We start from the raw sequence: 14,701 nt of genomic DNA on the forward strand, positions 1-14,701 counted from the left end.
CTGTCGGGGAGCCGGCGGTGAAGCCGGAGGTGCGGATCCTGCCGTACGGTTCGTGGCCCTCGCCCGTCGACGCGGAGCTGGCCGCCGCGCACGGCGGGAAGCCGGAGTTCGTGGGCTTCGTCGGCGACGAGGTGTGGTGGACCGAGCCCCGCCCGGCGGAGGGCGGCCGGCGGGCGCTGGTGCGGCGGCGCACCGACGGCACAGAGGAGTTCCCCCTGCCGGCTCCGTGGAACGTGCGCAGCCGCGTCATCGAGTACGGCGGTCGGCCCTGGGCGGGCGCCGTGCGCGGTGGCGAACCCCTGCTGGTCTTCGTGAACTTCGCCGACCAGAGGCTCTACCGGTGGCAGCCCGGCGGCGAGCCGCTCCCGCTGACACCCGTCTCCGCCGTGGGCGGCGGGCTGCGCTGGGCGGACCCTCAGGTGCTGCCCGGCCGGGGCGACGCGGACGGCCCGGGCGAGGTCTGGTGCGTGCTGGAGGAGTTCACCGGCGAGGGGCCCGGCGACGTACGGCGCGTCCTGGCCGCCGTACCCCTGGACGGCTCGGCGGCGGCCGACCGCGGTGCGGTGCGCGAACTCACCGACGACCGCCACCGGTTCGTGACCGGTCCCCGGCTCTCGCCCGACGGGCGCAGCGCGGTGTGGCTCGCCTGGGACCACCCGCGCATGCCGTGGGACGGCACGGAGCTGCTGCTGGCCCAAGTGGGCGAGGACGGGGCCCTGTCCGCGCCCGAGGTCGTGGCGGGCGGCCCCGAGGAGTCGATCGCCCAGGCGGAGTGGGCCCCGGGCGGCTCGCTGCTGTACGTGAGCGACCGCGGCGGCTGGTGGAACCTCCACCGCGACGGCGAGCCGCTGTGCCCGCGCGAGGAGGAGTTCGGCGGACCGCTGTGGAAGCTGGGCCAGCGCTGGTTCGCGCCGCTGGACGACGGGACGGTGGCCGTGCTGCACGGCCGGGGCGCCGCCGCACTCGGTGTGCTCGACCCGGAGACCGGCGAAGTCGTCGACGCGGCCGGCCCCTGGACAGAGTTCGACGCCACCCTCGCCGTGCGCGGCGAGCGGGTGGTCGCGGTGGGCGCGGGCCCGCACAGCGCCCACGAGGTGGTCGAGCTGGACACCCGCACCGGCCGGACCCGCGTGATCGGCGCCGCTCACGAGGACGCGGTCGACCCGGCGTACTACCCGGAGCCGCTGATCCGTACCTTCACCGGACCGGACGGCCGCGAGATCCACGCCCACGTCCACCCGCCCCGCAACCCCGGCTGCGTGGCGCCCGAGGGTGAGCTGCCGCCGTACGTGGTGTGGGCGCACGGCGGGCCCACCAGCAGGGCCCCGCTGGTGCTGGACCTGGAGATCGCCTACTTCACCTCCCGGGGCATCGGGGTGGCCGAGGTCGACTACGGCGGCTCCACCGGGTACGGCCGGGAGTACCGCGACCGGCTGCGCGAGCGGTGGGGCGTGGTCGACGTGGAGGACTGCGCGGCCGTCGCCCTCGCCCTGGCCGACGAGGGCACCGCCGACCGCGCCAGGCTCGCCATCAGGGGCGGCAGCGCGGGCGGCTGGACCGCGGCCGCCTCCCTGACCGCCACCGACGTCTACGCCTGCGGCACCATCCTCTACCCGATCCTCGACCTGACCGGCTGGGGCTCGGGGGAGACCCACGACTTCGAGTCCCGGTATCTGGAGACCCTGGTCGGACCCCTCGCCGAGGTGCCCGAGCGGTACGCGGAGCGCTCGCCCGCCGAGCACGCCGACCGGATCACCGCGCCCTTCCTGCTGCTCCAGGGCCTGGACGACGTGATCTGCCCGCCGGCCCAGTGCGAGCGGTTCCTGGCCCGGATGACCGGGCGTGGGGTGCCGCACGCGTACCTCGCCTTCGAGGGCGAGGGGCACGGCTTCCGACGGGCGGAGACCATGGTGCGTGTACTGGAGTCCGAGCTGTCGCTGTACGCTCAGGTGTTCGGCCTGGCCCCGGCCGGAATCCCGACCCTGGAGCTCGTCACGTGAAGGAACTCCGGCGCCCCGGCCGGCTCGCCCCCGGCGCGCGCGTGGCCGTGGTCGCGCCCAGCGGGCCGGTGCCCGAGGAGCGGCTGCAGGCCGGACTCGACGTGCTGCGCGGCTGGGACCTGGACCCGGTGGTCGCCCCGCACGTGCTGGACCGGCACGGCACGTTCGCCTATCTGGCCGGCACGGACGCCGACCGCGCCGCCGATCTGCAGAGCGCCTGGTGCGACCCGTCGGTGGACGCGGTGCTGTGCGCCAGGGGCGGGTACGGCGCGCAGCGCATGGCCGACCTGCTCGACTGGGACGCGATGCGGGCGGCGGGACCGAAGGTGTTCGTGGGCTTCAGCGACATCACCGCGCTGCACGAGGCGTTCGCCGCCCGCCTCGGCCTGGTCACGCTGCACGGGCCGATGGCGGCCGGCATCGACTTCGTGAAGAACGCACGAGCCCAGGACCACCTCAGAGCGACCCTGTTCGCGCCCGAGACGGTCCGTACGATCGCCTCCGGCGGCACCGCCCTGGTCCCCGGCCGGGCGCGGGGGATCACGCTCGGCGGCTGCCTGGCGCTGCTCGCCGCCGAGCTGGGCGCCCCGCACGCGCGGCCCTCGGCCCAGGGCGGCCTGCTCTGCCTGGAGGACGTGGGCGAGGAGACCTACCGGCTGGACCGGTATCTCACCCAGCTCCTGCGCGCCGGCTGGCTGGACGGGGTGCGTGGGGTGCTGCTCGGCTCGTGGCAGGCCTGCGACACCCCCGGCGCGGTGCGCGCGCTGCTCGCCGACCGGCTCGGCGGACTCGGTGTCCCGGTCGCCGAGGAGTTCGGGTTCGGCCACTGCGAGGGCGCGGTGACGATACCCTTCGGCGTCGCCGCCGAGCTGGACGCCGACGCCGGCAGGCTGACCCTCGACGAGCCGGCCCTGCGCTGACCGCGAGGCCACGGCACTTGGCGAGAGCCGAGGGGTGCGCGATCAGCGCCGGGACGCCGGCTTGAAGTTGATCTTCATTGTGTCGAGGTCCGTGACGGTCGACTTCAGCGGGCCGAAGCCGTAGCCGAGGCCGCGCAAGGACGTCTCGGCGCGGTCCTCGGCGATCGCCGCCGCCATCTCCTCGCCGTCCTCGGCGTCGCACACCACCACGAAGCGCATCGAGAAGTGCTTCAGCGGCGAGGACTCGTAGGTCAGCGAGCCCTCCTCGGTGAACCGCATGCTCGTCAGCCCGTGGCCGTCCGCCTCCGCGAGCAGCCCAGCCCGCGCCTCCTCGGTCAGTCCGTCCCAGGTTCCCCTGACGATCACCCGGTAGGTGTGCTGCTCGCTCATCGGCTTCCGTACTCCCCGGCACTGCTACACATCGGTACACGTCGCGCGGGGGCCGACTCTACGGCCCCCGCGCCGCACCGCCCACGGAATTTCCGCCGGGTCCCGAACGCCGCCTTTGCGCAATCCTGACCGGTCCCGCCCCTGGCCGGCTCACCCCCGACCGGGTTCCATGGTCATCGTGACGACGATCCGACGTGAGGTACTGACGCTGCCCGCCGCACAGTTGGGCCCCGACAACCCCCTGCCCGCCCTGCGCCCGCTCGACGAGATGCACCGCATCGAGGACCGTGACAGGGACGGCCTTCCCCGCGACATGGCGCGGCAGGTCGGCTACGCGCCGTTGCACAGCCTGCTGCCCGTGCGCGTCCGCGACGGCTACGGCAGGGACCGCGAACCCCGCCCCGTCGACGCCCTCGTCCTGGAGAACGACCGGCTGCGCGCCACCGTGCTGCCCGGACTCGGCGGCCGTGTCGCCTCCCTCGTCCACAAGCCCACCGGACGCGAACTCCTCTACCGCAACCCGGTGCTCCAGCCCGCCAACTTCGCCCTCAACGGAGCCTGGTACTCCGGCGGCATCGAGTGGAACATAGGCGCCACCGGCCACACCACCCTCTCCTGCTCCCCGCTGCACGCAGCCCGCGTCCCCGCCCCGGACGGCGGGCAGATGCTGCGCCTGTGGGAGTGGGAGCGGCTGCGCGACCTGCCCTTCCAGGTCGACCTGTGGCTGCCGGAGGGCTCCGACTTCCTCTACGTCGGAGTCCGCATCCGCAACCCGCACGAGCGGGAGACGCCCACCTACTGGTGGTCGAACACCGCCGTGCCCGAGGAGCGCCGGGTCCTCGCACCCGCCGACGAGGCCTGGCTCCCCCACTGCCTTGACGGCGTGGGAGGTGCCCCCATCGGCTACGAGCGCCGGCTGCGCCGGGTGCCGGTCCCCTCGTACGACGGCGTGGACCGGACGTACCCCCTCAACAGCGTCCATCCCGCCGACTACTTCTACGAGGTGCCCGAGGGGCGGCGCCGCTGGATCGCCGCGCTCGACGAGCACGGCCACGGCCTGGTGCAGACATCCACCGACGTGCTGCGCGGACGCAAGCTGTTCGTCTGGGGCTCGGGTCCCGGCGGCCGGCGCTGGCAGGAGTGGCTCACCGAACCGGGCACCGGCGGCTACTGCGAGATCCAGGCCGGCCTCGCCCGCACCCAGCTCGAGCACGTACCGCTGGCCGCGGGCACCGAGGTGGCCTGGCTGGAGGCGTACGGCCCGCTGGACGCACCGCCGCCGGGCGGAGAGTGGGACAGCGCCGTCGCGCGGACCGAGGCCCACCTCGACGCCGCCCTGCCCCGCGCCGACGTCGACGCCGCCTACGCCGCCTGGAGGCCGCACGCCGACGCCGAACCCGGCGAGATCCTGCACACCGGATCAGGCTGGGGCGCCCTCGAAGTGCTGCGCGGCGACTGGAAACTGCCCGGCACGCCCTTCGCCGAGTCCACCATCGGCGAGGCGCAGGAGCCCTGGCGGGAGCTGCTGCGCTCCGGCTCGTTCCCCGAGCCGCGCCGGGTCCGGCCGCCCGGGGAGAGCCTCGTGGCGCCGCACTGGCGGGACATGCTGGAGACGGCGCCCGCCACCCCGCTCACCGAGTACCACCTGGGCATCGCCCAGTGGCGGGCCGGCGACCGCGCGCAGGCCGTGCGCAGCTGGGAAAGGGCGCTCGAACTCGCCCCGTCGCTCTGGCCGTTGCTGCGCTGCCTGGCCGTCGCGGACCAGGAGGCCGGCCACCACGAGCGGGCCGCCGACCGGTACGCGGAGGCCTTCGACGACCTGTGCCAGGAGCGGCGGGACGGCGAGCAGTGGACGGCGGCCACCGCCGCGCTCGGCCGCGAGGTCATCGAGGCACTTCTCAAGGTGCGCCGGCCCGAGCGGGCGCGCACGGTGTGGGAGCGGGTGCACCCGGAGACCCGGGCGCGGGGCCGGTTCCGGCTGCTCGAGGCCGAGTTGCTGCTCGCCGAGGGGCGGCCCGAGCGGGCACGGGCCATCTTCGACGAGGGCTTCGAGGTCGCCGACCTGCGCGAGGGCGACGAGCGGATCGGCCAGGTCTGGGAGCGGGCCGAAGGCGGTGAGCTGCCCGAGCGCTACGAGTTCCGGATGCGCCCGCCCTCGTCCTGAGCGGACCGGGAGGGCCCGTACCGGGTACGCGGACCGGGCCGGCGTGGCTGACGCCCCGTTACACGTCCGCCTGTGCGGGTACCCGCTTCGCATGGAGCGCTTGGATCATCTGGAACACCTGGACAGGCAACTGGTCGACGAACTGGCGCAGGTGGCCCGTGAGACGGTGCGCGACGAGCTGCGTGAGCAGACGCGCCGACAGCGCCGCACGGCCATGCTGTACGCCGGATCCGGCGCGGCCGCGCTGTACGCGGGCGCGGCCGTCGCGCTCGCCGTGGGACTGGCCCTCGCCATCGGGCTGCCCGGCTGGGCCGCCGCGCTGATCACCGCGGCGATCCTGGGCGCGGTGGCCTACGCGCTGCGGGCCGCGGCCCGGCCGTCGGCCCACTCGGATCACTCGGCCCCCTCCGATCACTCGGCGTCGGCGCCCCGGCCCTCGCCCGGGCACGCCGACGGCCTCGCGACCGGCCACGGCCACGCCCGCGGTGGCACCGCGTACCCGCCCGTGCCGCCGGTCCCGCCCGCCCCTCCGGCCGGACCGGTCGGCGGCACCGACTGACGGAGACGTTCACGGAGACGTGACGGGGCCTCACCCGCGGAAAGCGGGTGAGGCCCCGTCCGCGTCCGCTCACATCTGCGGCAGCACCTTCGTGCGGTAGAAGTCGAAGAAGCCTCGGTGGTCCGGGCCGATCTGGTTGACGTAGATCCGGTCGAAGCCCGCGTCCGCGAACCCCTTGAGCTCCGCGACGTGTTCGTCGACGTCGTCCCCGCACACCCGGTTCTCGCGCACCATGTCCTCGGTGACCAGCTGCTGCGCCTGCTCGAAGTGTTTCGGCGAGGGCAGGACCTGACCCAGCTCGCCGGGCAACTGCTCGTTGGCCCACAGCCGGTGGACGGTGCGCACGCACTCGTCCTTGTCGGCGCCGTAGCAGACCTTCGTGCCGCCGCTGACCAGCTTCCCGCCGCCCCCGCCCTTGCGGTACTGCTCCACCATCGCCGCGTCCGGCATCACCGTGATGTAGCCGTCGGCGACCCGGGAGGCCAGCTGGGTCGCGGCCGGACCGAAGCCGGAGACGTCGATCGGCACCGGCTCGTCCGGCACCGTGTAGAGCCGCGCGTTCTCCACCGTGTAGTGGGTGCCGTGGTGGCTGACCTCCTCGCCGGTGAACAGCCGCCGCATCACCTGGATCGCCTCCTCCAGCATCTCCAGGCGGACGTGCGCGGGCGGCCAGTGATCGCCCAGGATGTGCTCGTTGAGCGCCTCGCCGCTGCCGACGCCGAGCCGGAAGCGGCCGCCGGTCATCACCGCGCTGGTGGCCGCGGCCTGCGCCACGACGGCCGGGTGCATCCGCACGGTCGGGCAGGTCACGGCGGTCTCGATGGGCAGGGACACCGCCTCGGACAGCGCGCCGATCACGGACCACACGAACGGGCTCTGCCCCTGCGCGTCGTTCCAGGGGTGGTAGTGGTCGGAGATCCACAGTGCCTGGAAGCCGGCCTGCTCGGCCATCCGTGCCTGCTCGATCAGCTCGGCGGGCCCGTACTGCTCGCACGAGAGGAAGTAGCCGTACTCGGGCATGGGGGTGTGCCTCCATGACGTGGTCGGGGTGGAACGCCCCACCGGGTTTCCCGCCCGTACCGCCGGAAACCGCGACGAGAGCCCCGCCCCGCCGGAATCCGGGCCAGCACCCCCCGCGCACGTTTGGACGCCCGGGCCAGGGGGACGCGGGAGGTTCCGCACGAGCTGTACCAGCTGCAGCAGCCGCACGAGCTGCGCGACCGCGCCGGAGGCGAACCGTGAGTCGACCCCGCATCGTGATCGTCGGTGCCGGCTTCGCCGGCTACCGGACGGCCCGGACCCTGTCCCGCATGTCCCGGGGCAAGGCCGACATCACACTGCTCAACCCGACCGACTACTTCCTGTACCTGCCGCTGCTGCCCCAGGTGGCCGCCGGCATCCTGGAGCCCCGACGGGTCACCGTCTCCCTCTCCGGCACCCTGCCCCACGTCCGGCTGGTCCTCGGCGAGGCGCACGGCGTCGACATGGACGCCCGCAGCGTGCACTACACCGACCCCGAGGGCAACGGCGGCTCGCTCGCCTACGACCGGCTGGTGCTGGCCGTGGGCAGCGTCAACAAGCTGCTGCCGATCCCCGGTGTCGCCGAGCACGCGCACGGCTTCCGGGGACTGCCCGAGGCGCTGTACCTGCGCGACCACGTGACCCGCCAGGTGGAGCTCGCGGCCGCCGCCGAGGACCGGGACACCTGCGCCGCCCGCTGCACCTTCGTGGTGGTGGGCGCCGGGTACACCGGCACCGAGGTGGCCGCGCACGGCAAGATGTACACCGACGCCCAGGTGCGCAAGCACCCGCTGCGGCAGGGCATGAGCCCGCGCTGGATGCTGCTGGACATCGCACCCCGGGTGCTGCCCGAGATGGACGAACGGCTCTCGGCCACCGCCGACCGGGTGCTGCGCGAGCGCGGCGTGGACGTGCGCATGGGCACCTCCGTCAAGGAGGCCAAGCACGACGGGGTACTGCTGACGGACGGCGAGTTCGTGCCCAGCCGCACGCTGGTGTGGTGCGTGGGGGTACGGCCCGATCCGCTGGTGGAGAGCACGGGTCAACCCCTGGAGCGGGGGCGGCTGGTCGTCGACCCGTATCTCCAGGTGCCGGGGCGGCCGGAGGTGTTCGCCTGCGGTGACGCGGCGGCCGTGCCCGACCTGAACAACCCGGGCAAGTTCACGCCGATGACCGCGCAGCACGCCTGGCGGCACGGGAAGGTCGCCGCGGTCAACGTCGCCGCCTCGCTGGGCGTGGGCGAGCGGCGCCCCTACCGCCACCGCGACCTCGGCTTCGTGGTGGACCTCGGCGGTGCGCAGGCCGCCGCCAACCCGCTCGGCATCCCGCTGTCCGGCCCGGCGGCCGGCGCGGTGACCCGCGGCTACCACCTGGCGGCGATGCCCGGCAACCGGGTCCGGGTGGCCGCGGACTGGCTGCTGGACGCCGTACTGCCGCGCCAGTCCGTGCAGTTGGGTCTCGTACGGTCCTGGTCGGTGCCGCTGGAGTCGTCCTCCCCGGAGCTGGCCCGCGTACCGGGCGGCCCGGGCCAGGCATCCGCGAACCAATCCACCGGCACCGAGAGCCGGCCGGGTGGCGAACCCGCCAAGAACCAGCCGGGTGGCGAACCCGCCAAGAACCAGCCGGGTGGCGAACCCGCCAAGAACCAGCCGGGCGGCGAACCCGCCAAGAACCAGCCGGGCGGCGAACCCGCCAAGAACCAGCCCGGCCCCGAGCGGGCCAAGAAGCAGCCGGGCCGTGAGCGGGCCAAGAGCCGGTCCGGGGCGCCCGCGCGCTCCGGGCGTGACAAGCGCAGGCACCCCCACCACCCCGCCCCCGGCCCCGTCGAACGTGACGACTGATCCGACGCAGGAGACCGAAGGAGACTCATGGACACCGCCGAACTCGTCGACCTCGGGCAGCAGTTGCGCGTGGACAGCGTGCGGGCCGCCGCAGCGGCGGGCTCCGGGCACCCGACGTCCTCCATGTCCGCCGCGGACCTGATGGCCGTACTGCTGGCCCACCACCTTCGCTACGACTTCGACCACCCCGAGCACCCCGGCAACGACCGCTTCGTCCTGTCCAAGGGACACGCCTCGCCCCTGCTGTACTCCGCCTACAAGGCGGCCGGGGCCATCGACGACGAGGAGCTGCTCACCTTCCGCAAGCTGGGCAGCCGGCTGGAGGGACACCCCACCCCGCAGCGGCTGCCGTGGGTGGAGACGGCCACCGGCTCGCTCGGCCAGGGGCTGCCCATCGGCGTCGGCATAGCGCTGGCCGGCAAGCGGCTCGACCACGCCGACTACCGGGTGTGGGTGCTGTGCGGGGACAGCGAGATGGCCGAGGGCTCGATCTGGGAGGCCGCCGAGCACGCCGGGTACGAGCACCTGGACAACCTGACCGTGATCGTGGACGTCAACCGGCTGGGCCAGCGCGGCCCCACCCGGCACGGCCACGACCTGGACGCCTACGCGCGCCGCTTCCGCGCCTTCGACTGGCACACGGTCGAGATCGACGGCCACGACGTGGACGCCGTCGACCGCGCCTACGGTGAGGCGATCTCCACCAGGGGCCAGCCCACCGCGATCATCGCCCGCACCCTCAAGGGCAAGGGCGTCCACGCCACCGAGGACCGCGAGGGACTGCACGGCAAGCCGGTGAAGGACGCCGACGAGGCGATCGAGGAACTCGGCGGGATCCGCGACCTGCGCGTGCGCGTCCACGCGCCGCCCGCCACCCGCTCGCGCCGCCCCGTCGGCGACGGCGGCCTGGAGCTGCCCCGCTGGGACAAGGGTGAGGAGGTCGCCACCCGCGACGCCTACGGGGAGGCCCTCGCCGCGCTCGGCACCGCGCGCGGCGACGTGGTGGCCCTGGACGGCGAGGTGGGCGACTCCACGCGCGCGGAGTACTTCGCCAAGGAGCACCCCGAGCGCTACTTCGAGTGCTACATCGCCGAGCAGCAGATGGTCGCGACCGCGGTCGGCATGGCCCGTCGGGGCTGGGTGCCCTACGCGTCCACCTTCGCGGCCTTCCTCACCCGCGCCCACGACTTCGTGCGCATGGCTTCGGTGAGCGGCTCTGGCATCAACCTCAACGGCTCCCACGCGGGCGTCTCGATCGGCCAGGACGGGCCCAGCCAGATGGGGCTGGAGGACCTGTCGATGATGCGGGCGATCCACGGCTCGACCGTGCTGTACCCGAGCGACGCCAACCAGACCGCGAAGCTCGTCGCGCGGATGGCCGGCCTCGACGGCATCCGCTATCTGCGCACCTCGCGCGGGGAGAGCCCGGTGCTCTACGGGCCGGACGAGGAGTTCCCGGTGGGCGGCAGCAAGGTGCTGCGCTCCTCCGGCGCCGACCGCCTGACGATCGTCGCCGCCGGCGTCACCCTGCACGAGGCGCTGGCCGCCGCCGACGCGCTCGCCCGGGAGGACATCGCCGTCCGCGTGATCGACCTGTACTCCGTCAAGCCGGTGGACCGCGAGACGCTGCGGCGGGCCGCCGAGGAGACCGGCTGCCTGCTCACCGTCGAGGACCACCGGGAGGAGGGCGGTCTCGGCGACGCCGTGCTCGACGCGTTCCTGGACGGCCGCCCGGTACCGCGCCTGGTCCGCCTCGCCGTCGACACGATGCCGGGCTCGGCCTCGCCCGCGGAGCAGCTGCACGCGGCGGGCATCGACGCCGAGTCGATCGCGGCCTCCGCGCGGCTGCTGGTCGAGGAGGCGGTGGTGCGGTGAGCCGTGCGCCGCGCGCGGTGCGAGCCGGCCGGCGCACGGTCCCGGTGCACCGGCCGGAGAAGGTCCTGCTGGCGGGGGCCGAGGAGGACGACGCGACGGGGTACACCAAGGGCGACCTCGCCGACTACCACCGGGCGGTCGCCCCGTACATGCTGCCGCATCTGCGCGGTCGGCCGCTGATGCTGGAACGGCATCCGGACGGCCCGGAGGGCCCGGTGTTCATGCAGAAGAACACGCCCGACGCCTACCCGGACTGGATCACCCGCGCCGAGGTCCCCAAGGAGGGCGGCACGGTCACGCACACGGTGTGCGACGACACCGCCACCCTCGTGTACCTCGCCGACCAGGCGTGTGTGACCCTGCACCGCTGGCTGTCCCGCGCCGGCCGGATCCGCTGCCCGGACCGCATGGTGTTCGACCTCGACCCGCCCGACGACGACCTCGTGGACTTCGAGCCGGTGCGCGAGGCGGCCCGGCGTCTGCGCGAGCTGCTGGACGAGCTGAGGCTGCCCTCCGCCCTGATGACGACGGGCTCGCGCGGCCTGCACCTCGTCGTGCCCCTCGACGGGCGCCAGGACGTCGACGAGGTGCGCGCCTTCGCCCGTGACGTCGCCGACGTGCTCGCCGCCGCGCACCCGGACCGGTTCACCACCGCCGCCCGCAAGAAGGACCGCGGCGGCCGCCTCTATCTGGACGTGCAGCGCAACGGCTACGCCCAGACCGCGGTCGCCCCCTACACCGTCCGGGCCCGCCCCGGCGCACCCGTGGCCGCACCCGTCGCATGGGACCAGCTCGACGACCCGGACCTCGACGCCCGGCGGTGGACCATCGCCGACGCCGTCGAGCACGCGCGCACCGGTCCGTGGGACGGGATTCCGCGCCGGGGCCGCGCCCTGGGACCGGCACGGCGCCGCCTCGACGCGCTGCGTGGCTGATACAAGCAGCGCCGTGCGCAGGTGGAACGGCGTGTCCACGGGCACGCCCGTGCCCGTACAGGTTTGGCCATGGAACCTGCGGCCACACGGAGAGAAGAGGTGGCCATGGCGAATACAAAAAACACATCAGAGTCGCAGGATTCACAAGAGCCACAGGAATCTCAGGAGTCACGTACCGAAGACGACAACCGCGCGACGGCGCGCCGGCCCAGGCCGATGCAGGTACTGCGCGAGGCGCGCGCCCAGTTCGCCGAGCTGACCAACCTGACCCCGGAGTCGGTCACGTCGTTCGAGCAGACGGACGACGGCTGGTCCCTGGAGATCGAGGTGCTCGAACTCGCCCGCGTGCCCGACACGATGAGCCTGATGGCGAGCTACGAGGTCGAACTCGACGACGAGGGTCAGCTCGCCGGATACCGGCGGCTGCGCCGCTACGAACGCGGACGCTCCGACGCGCAACGGCACGGCGGCCGCTAGGCCGCCCGCATCCGACGCGCGGCGCGACAGGCAGAGAGATCGACCGAGACATCGACCGAGACAACCACTGAGACAACAAGGAGGCAGGGCAAGCATGACCGTAGTCCCGGCACAGACGTCCGGCGGCGGAGGCGGCAGCAGCGGCCTCTACGACGTACTGGAACTCGTCCTCGACAGGGGGCTGGTGATCGACGCGTTCGTGAGGGTTTCCCTGGTAGGCATCGAGATCCTGAAGATCGACGTGCGTGTCGTCGTCGCCAGCGTGGACACGTATCTGCGCTTCGCCGAAGCGTGCAACCGGCTGGACCTCGAGTCCGGGCCGCACAAGAGCCCGGGCCTGCCCGACATCGTCGGTGAGGTAACCGAGTCCGGCGCGCGCGGCAAGTCCAAGGGTGCGCTCTCCGGTGCCGCCCAGACCGTTTCCGACGCCTTCAAGCAGGCCCGCTCCGAGAGCTCGGACGAGTCCGAGTCCCGGCCGCGGGCGCGCAGGACCACGTCGGCACGCAGGAAGGAGGAGCAGGAGTGAGCACCTACGTCTACGGGATCACCGCCGCCTCGCACCCTTCCCTGCCGGACGGCATGGGCGGTGTCGGCGATCCGCCGCGGCCGGTGCGCATCCTGAAGGCGGGGGAGCTGGCCGCAGTGGTCAGCGACGCGCCCGAGGGCCTGCGTCCCAAGCGCAAGGACCTGCTCGCCCACCAGAACGTGCTGAGCGAGACCGGCGCGGGCGGCTGCGTGCTGCCCATGCGGTTCGGCAGCGTCGCGCCCGACGACGACGCCGTCGGCGGTGTGCTCACCGAGCGCGCCGAGCACTACACCGAGCGTCTGCGGGCTCTGGACGGCAAGGTCGAGTACAACGTCAAGGGCAGCCACGTCGAGGAGGCGGTGCTGCACCGGGTGATGGCAGAGAACCCCGACATCCGGGCCCAGGCCGAGTCCAACCGCCGCTCGGGCGGCGGTAGTTACGACGACAAGATCCGGCTCGGCGAGATGGTCGCCGCCGCCGTGCAGGCCCGGGAGGCCGGGGACGCCGCCGAGGTGGTGCGCGCTCTGGAGCCCGCGGCCGCCGCGGTCAGCGCCGGCCCGGAATCCACCGGGTGGCTCGTCAACACCTCCTTCCTGGTCGACCGGGGATCGGCGGAGGAGTTCCTGGCCGCGGTCGAGCAGGCCCGCAAGGACCTGCCCCACCTGGAACTGCGCGTCAACGGGCCGCTGCCGCCCTACAGCTTCGTCGAGCCCGGCCCGGCCGAGCCGGCGGGTACCGCGGCGGGAGCCGACGCGGGAGCGGAGTGAGGTCATGGGACTGATCTCGGAGGTGCTGCTGCTGCCGTTCGCTCCGGCGCGCGGCAGCGCCTGGGCGATCAGACAGGTGCTGCGCGAAGCGGAGCGCATCTACTACGACCCGGCCACCGTCCGGGCCGAACTGGCTCAGCTGGAGGGGCGGTTGGAGGCGGGCGAGATCACCGAGGAGGAGTTCGACCGCCAGGAGGACGAACTGCTGGACCGGCTGGAGATCGGCCTGCGCGGCGGCGCGGGGACGGGTGAGGGGACGGCACGATGAATCGAGTGGGACTGGGCCTCGCGGTAGGGGCCGGATACCTGCTGGGACGCACGAAGAAGGCGAAACTCGCCTTCGCCGTGGGCAGTCTTGTCGCGGGCAAGAAGATGAACCTGAGTCCGCGCATGATCGCGGATCTGGTGAACCAGCAGCTCAAGGACAACCCGCAGTTCAAGGAGATCGGGGATCAGCTGCGCCAGGACCTCAGGGGCGTGGGCAAGGCGGCCTCGGGCGCGATGGTGGAACGCCAGATGAGCGCGCTCGCCGACCGGCTGCACGGCCGGACCGCGCAGGTCCGCGACCAGCTCGCCGGCGTGGTCCCGGAGAGCGGGGACGACGGGAACGACGAGTCCCGCGAAGGCCGCGGGGATGCCGACGAGGGCCCCGCCGAGGACGAGTACGACGACGACTACGACGACCGCGAGGGCCGCGAGGCCGACGAGGAAGCCCCCGAGGACCGGGACGGCCCGGATGACCGGGACGACCGGGACGGGGAGAAGAGGGAGGCACCCGCCCGGGCCGCGGCCAAGAAGGCCGCCAAGAAGGCCCCGGCCAAGCAGGCGGCGAAGAAGCCCCCCGCGAAGAAGGCTCCCGCCAAGAAGACGGCGGCCAAGAACACCGCGGCCGCGGGCAGGACGGCCGCGAAGAAGACGGCCGCGTCCGGGGGCGCCTCCCGCGCCGCCCGGTCCCGGCCGGCGAAGGGTGGCGGTGACCGATGACCGAGACTCTCGGATCCGCGACGTCCGCCGCCGGCAAGGCCGCGGGCGGGGCGGCGAAGGACAACCCGCTCACCGGGCTGGCCCACAGCGAGGCCGCCGACCGGCTGAAGGCGGAGGTGCAGGAGTACCTCTCCGCCCAGGCGGAACGGCTGCTGGCCGGCTTCGGCCGCAAGCTCGGCGAGACCACCGGCAAGCTCAACGACATCGCCGAGGGCAACAGCCCCGGATTCGCCAAGCTCGCCC

The 14,701-nt window shown here is 73.7% G+C and carries 14 protein-coding genes and 1 pseudogene; 13 read left to right on the forward strand and 2 right to left on the reverse strand.

All coding sequences use genetic code 11. The features are described from left to right. The first annotated feature begins 29 nt into the window (after positions 1 to 29). Both IE249_RS19145 and IE249_RS19150 read left to right on the forward strand, forming a co-directional pair. On the forward strand, positions 30 to 2,000 hold the full coding sequence (locus IE249_RS19145; RefSeq protein ID WP_373304417.1) for a prolyl oligopeptidase family serine peptidase: 1,971 nt from the start codon (positions 30 to 32) through the stop codon (positions 1,998 to 2,000). After that, positions 1,997 to 2,920 carry a S66 peptidase family protein gene (locus tag IE249_RS19150; protein WP_189706087.1) on the forward strand — a complete coding sequence of 308 codons (924 nt, stop codon included), beginning with the start codon at positions 1,997 to 1,999 and terminating at the stop codon, positions 2,918 to 2,920. Before IE249_RS19145 ends, IE249_RS19150 begins: the two co-directional genes overlap by 4 nt. 42 nt (positions 2,921 to 2,962) lie before the next feature. Here IE249_RS19150 and IE249_RS19155 read toward each other — a convergent pair whose 3' ends face one another. Beyond that, positions 2,963 to 3,310: a DUF6204 family protein gene (locus IE249_RS19155; protein ID WP_189706089.1), complete on the reverse strand. Its 348-nt coding sequence runs from the start codon at positions 3,308 to 3,310 to the stop codon at positions 2,963 to 2,965. A gap of 169 nt (positions 3,311 to 3,479) precedes the next feature. Here IE249_RS19155 and IE249_RS19160 point away from each other — a divergent pair, with 169 nt between their 5' ends. Together IE249_RS19160 and IE249_RS19165 are read left to right on the forward strand one after the other, a co-directional pair. Further along, positions 3,480 to 5,474 carry a DUF5107 domain-containing protein gene (locus IE249_RS19160; protein WP_189706091.1) on the forward strand — a complete coding sequence of 665 codons (1,995 nt, stop codon included), beginning with the start codon at positions 3,480 to 3,482 and terminating at the stop codon, positions 5,472 to 5,474. A gap of 91 nt (positions 5,475 to 5,565) precedes the next feature. Further along, positions 5,566 to 6,033, forward strand: coding sequence for a phage holin family protein (locus tag IE249_RS19165; protein ID WP_189706094.1), 468 nt, complete (start codon positions 5,566 to 5,568; stop codon positions 6,031 to 6,033). Between the two features lie 69 nt (positions 6,034 to 6,102). On the opposite strand, the gene IE249_RS19170 is transcribed toward IE249_RS19165, so the two are convergent. After that, positions 6,103 to 7,053 carry an LLM class F420-dependent oxidoreductase gene (locus IE249_RS19170; protein WP_189706096.1) on the reverse strand — a complete coding sequence of 317 codons (951 nt, stop codon included), beginning with the start codon at positions 7,051 to 7,053 and terminating at the stop codon, positions 6,103 to 6,105. 218 nt (positions 7,054 to 7,271) lie between these two features. Here IE249_RS19170 and IE249_RS19175 point away from each other — a divergent pair, with 218 nt between their 5' ends. From IE249_RS19175 to IE249_RS37820, 9 genes and pseudogenes are all read left to right on the forward strand, one after another. Next, the gene (locus tag IE249_RS19175) at positions 7,272 to 8,894 is read left to right on the forward strand and encodes an NAD(P)/FAD-dependent oxidoreductase (protein WP_229858822.1); all 1,623 of its coding nucleotides are present in this window, start codon (positions 7,272 to 7,274) and stop codon (positions 8,892 to 8,894) included. Between the two features lie 27 nt (positions 8,895 to 8,921). Beyond that, a complete protein-coding gene (locus tag IE249_RS19180) occupies positions 8,922 to 10,769 on the forward strand; it encodes a transketolase (protein WP_189706098.1) in 1,848 nt (615 codons plus the stop codon). Beyond that, complete coding sequence (ligD, locus tag IE249_RS19185) at positions 10,766 to 11,704, forward strand: non-homologous end-joining DNA ligase (protein WP_229858824.1); 939 nt, start codon at positions 10,766 to 10,768, stop codon at positions 11,702 to 11,704. Before IE249_RS19180 ends, ligD begins: the two co-directional genes overlap by 4 nt. Before the next feature lie 105 nt (positions 11,705 to 11,809). Further along, complete coding sequence (locus IE249_RS19190) at positions 11,810 to 12,181, forward strand: gas vesicle protein GvpO (protein ID WP_189706445.1); 372 nt, start codon at positions 11,810 to 11,812, stop codon at positions 12,179 to 12,181. Between the two features lie 94 nt (positions 12,182 to 12,275). Further along, positions 12,276 to 12,707, forward strand: coding sequence for a gas vesicle structural protein GvpA (locus IE249_RS19195; RefSeq protein WP_189706100.1), 432 nt, complete (start codon positions 12,276 to 12,278; stop codon positions 12,705 to 12,707). After that, on the forward strand, positions 12,704 to 13,474 hold the full coding sequence (locus IE249_RS19200) for a GvpL/GvpF family gas vesicle protein (RefSeq protein WP_189706102.1): 771 nt from the start codon (positions 12,704 to 12,706) through the stop codon (positions 13,472 to 13,474). Before IE249_RS19195 ends, IE249_RS19200 begins: the two co-directional genes overlap by 4 nt. 4 nt (positions 13,475 to 13,478) lie before the next feature. Then, entirely contained in the window at positions 13,479 to 13,742 is a 264-nt protein-coding gene (locus IE249_RS19205) for a gas vesicle protein GvpG (RefSeq protein ID WP_189706104.1), read from the forward strand. Then, positions 13,739 to 14,458, forward strand: coding sequence for a DNA primase (locus IE249_RS19210; RefSeq protein WP_189706106.1), 720 nt, complete (start codon positions 13,739 to 13,741; stop codon positions 14,456 to 14,458). The genes IE249_RS19205 and IE249_RS19210 overlap by 4 nt, the downstream gene beginning before the upstream one ends. After that, positions 14,455 to 14,701, forward strand: a pseudogene (locus IE249_RS37820) (SRPBCC family protein); the annotation flags it as partial. The gene IE249_RS19210 and the pseudogene IE249_RS37820, both read left to right, overlap by 4 nt.

Origin of the sequence: Streptomyces anandii JCM 4720, from assembly GCF_014650655.1 — a bacterium.
In the GTDB taxonomy this organism is placed as follows: Bacteria; Actinomycetota; Actinomycetes; order Streptomycetales; family Streptomycetaceae; genus Streptomyces; species Streptomyces anandii.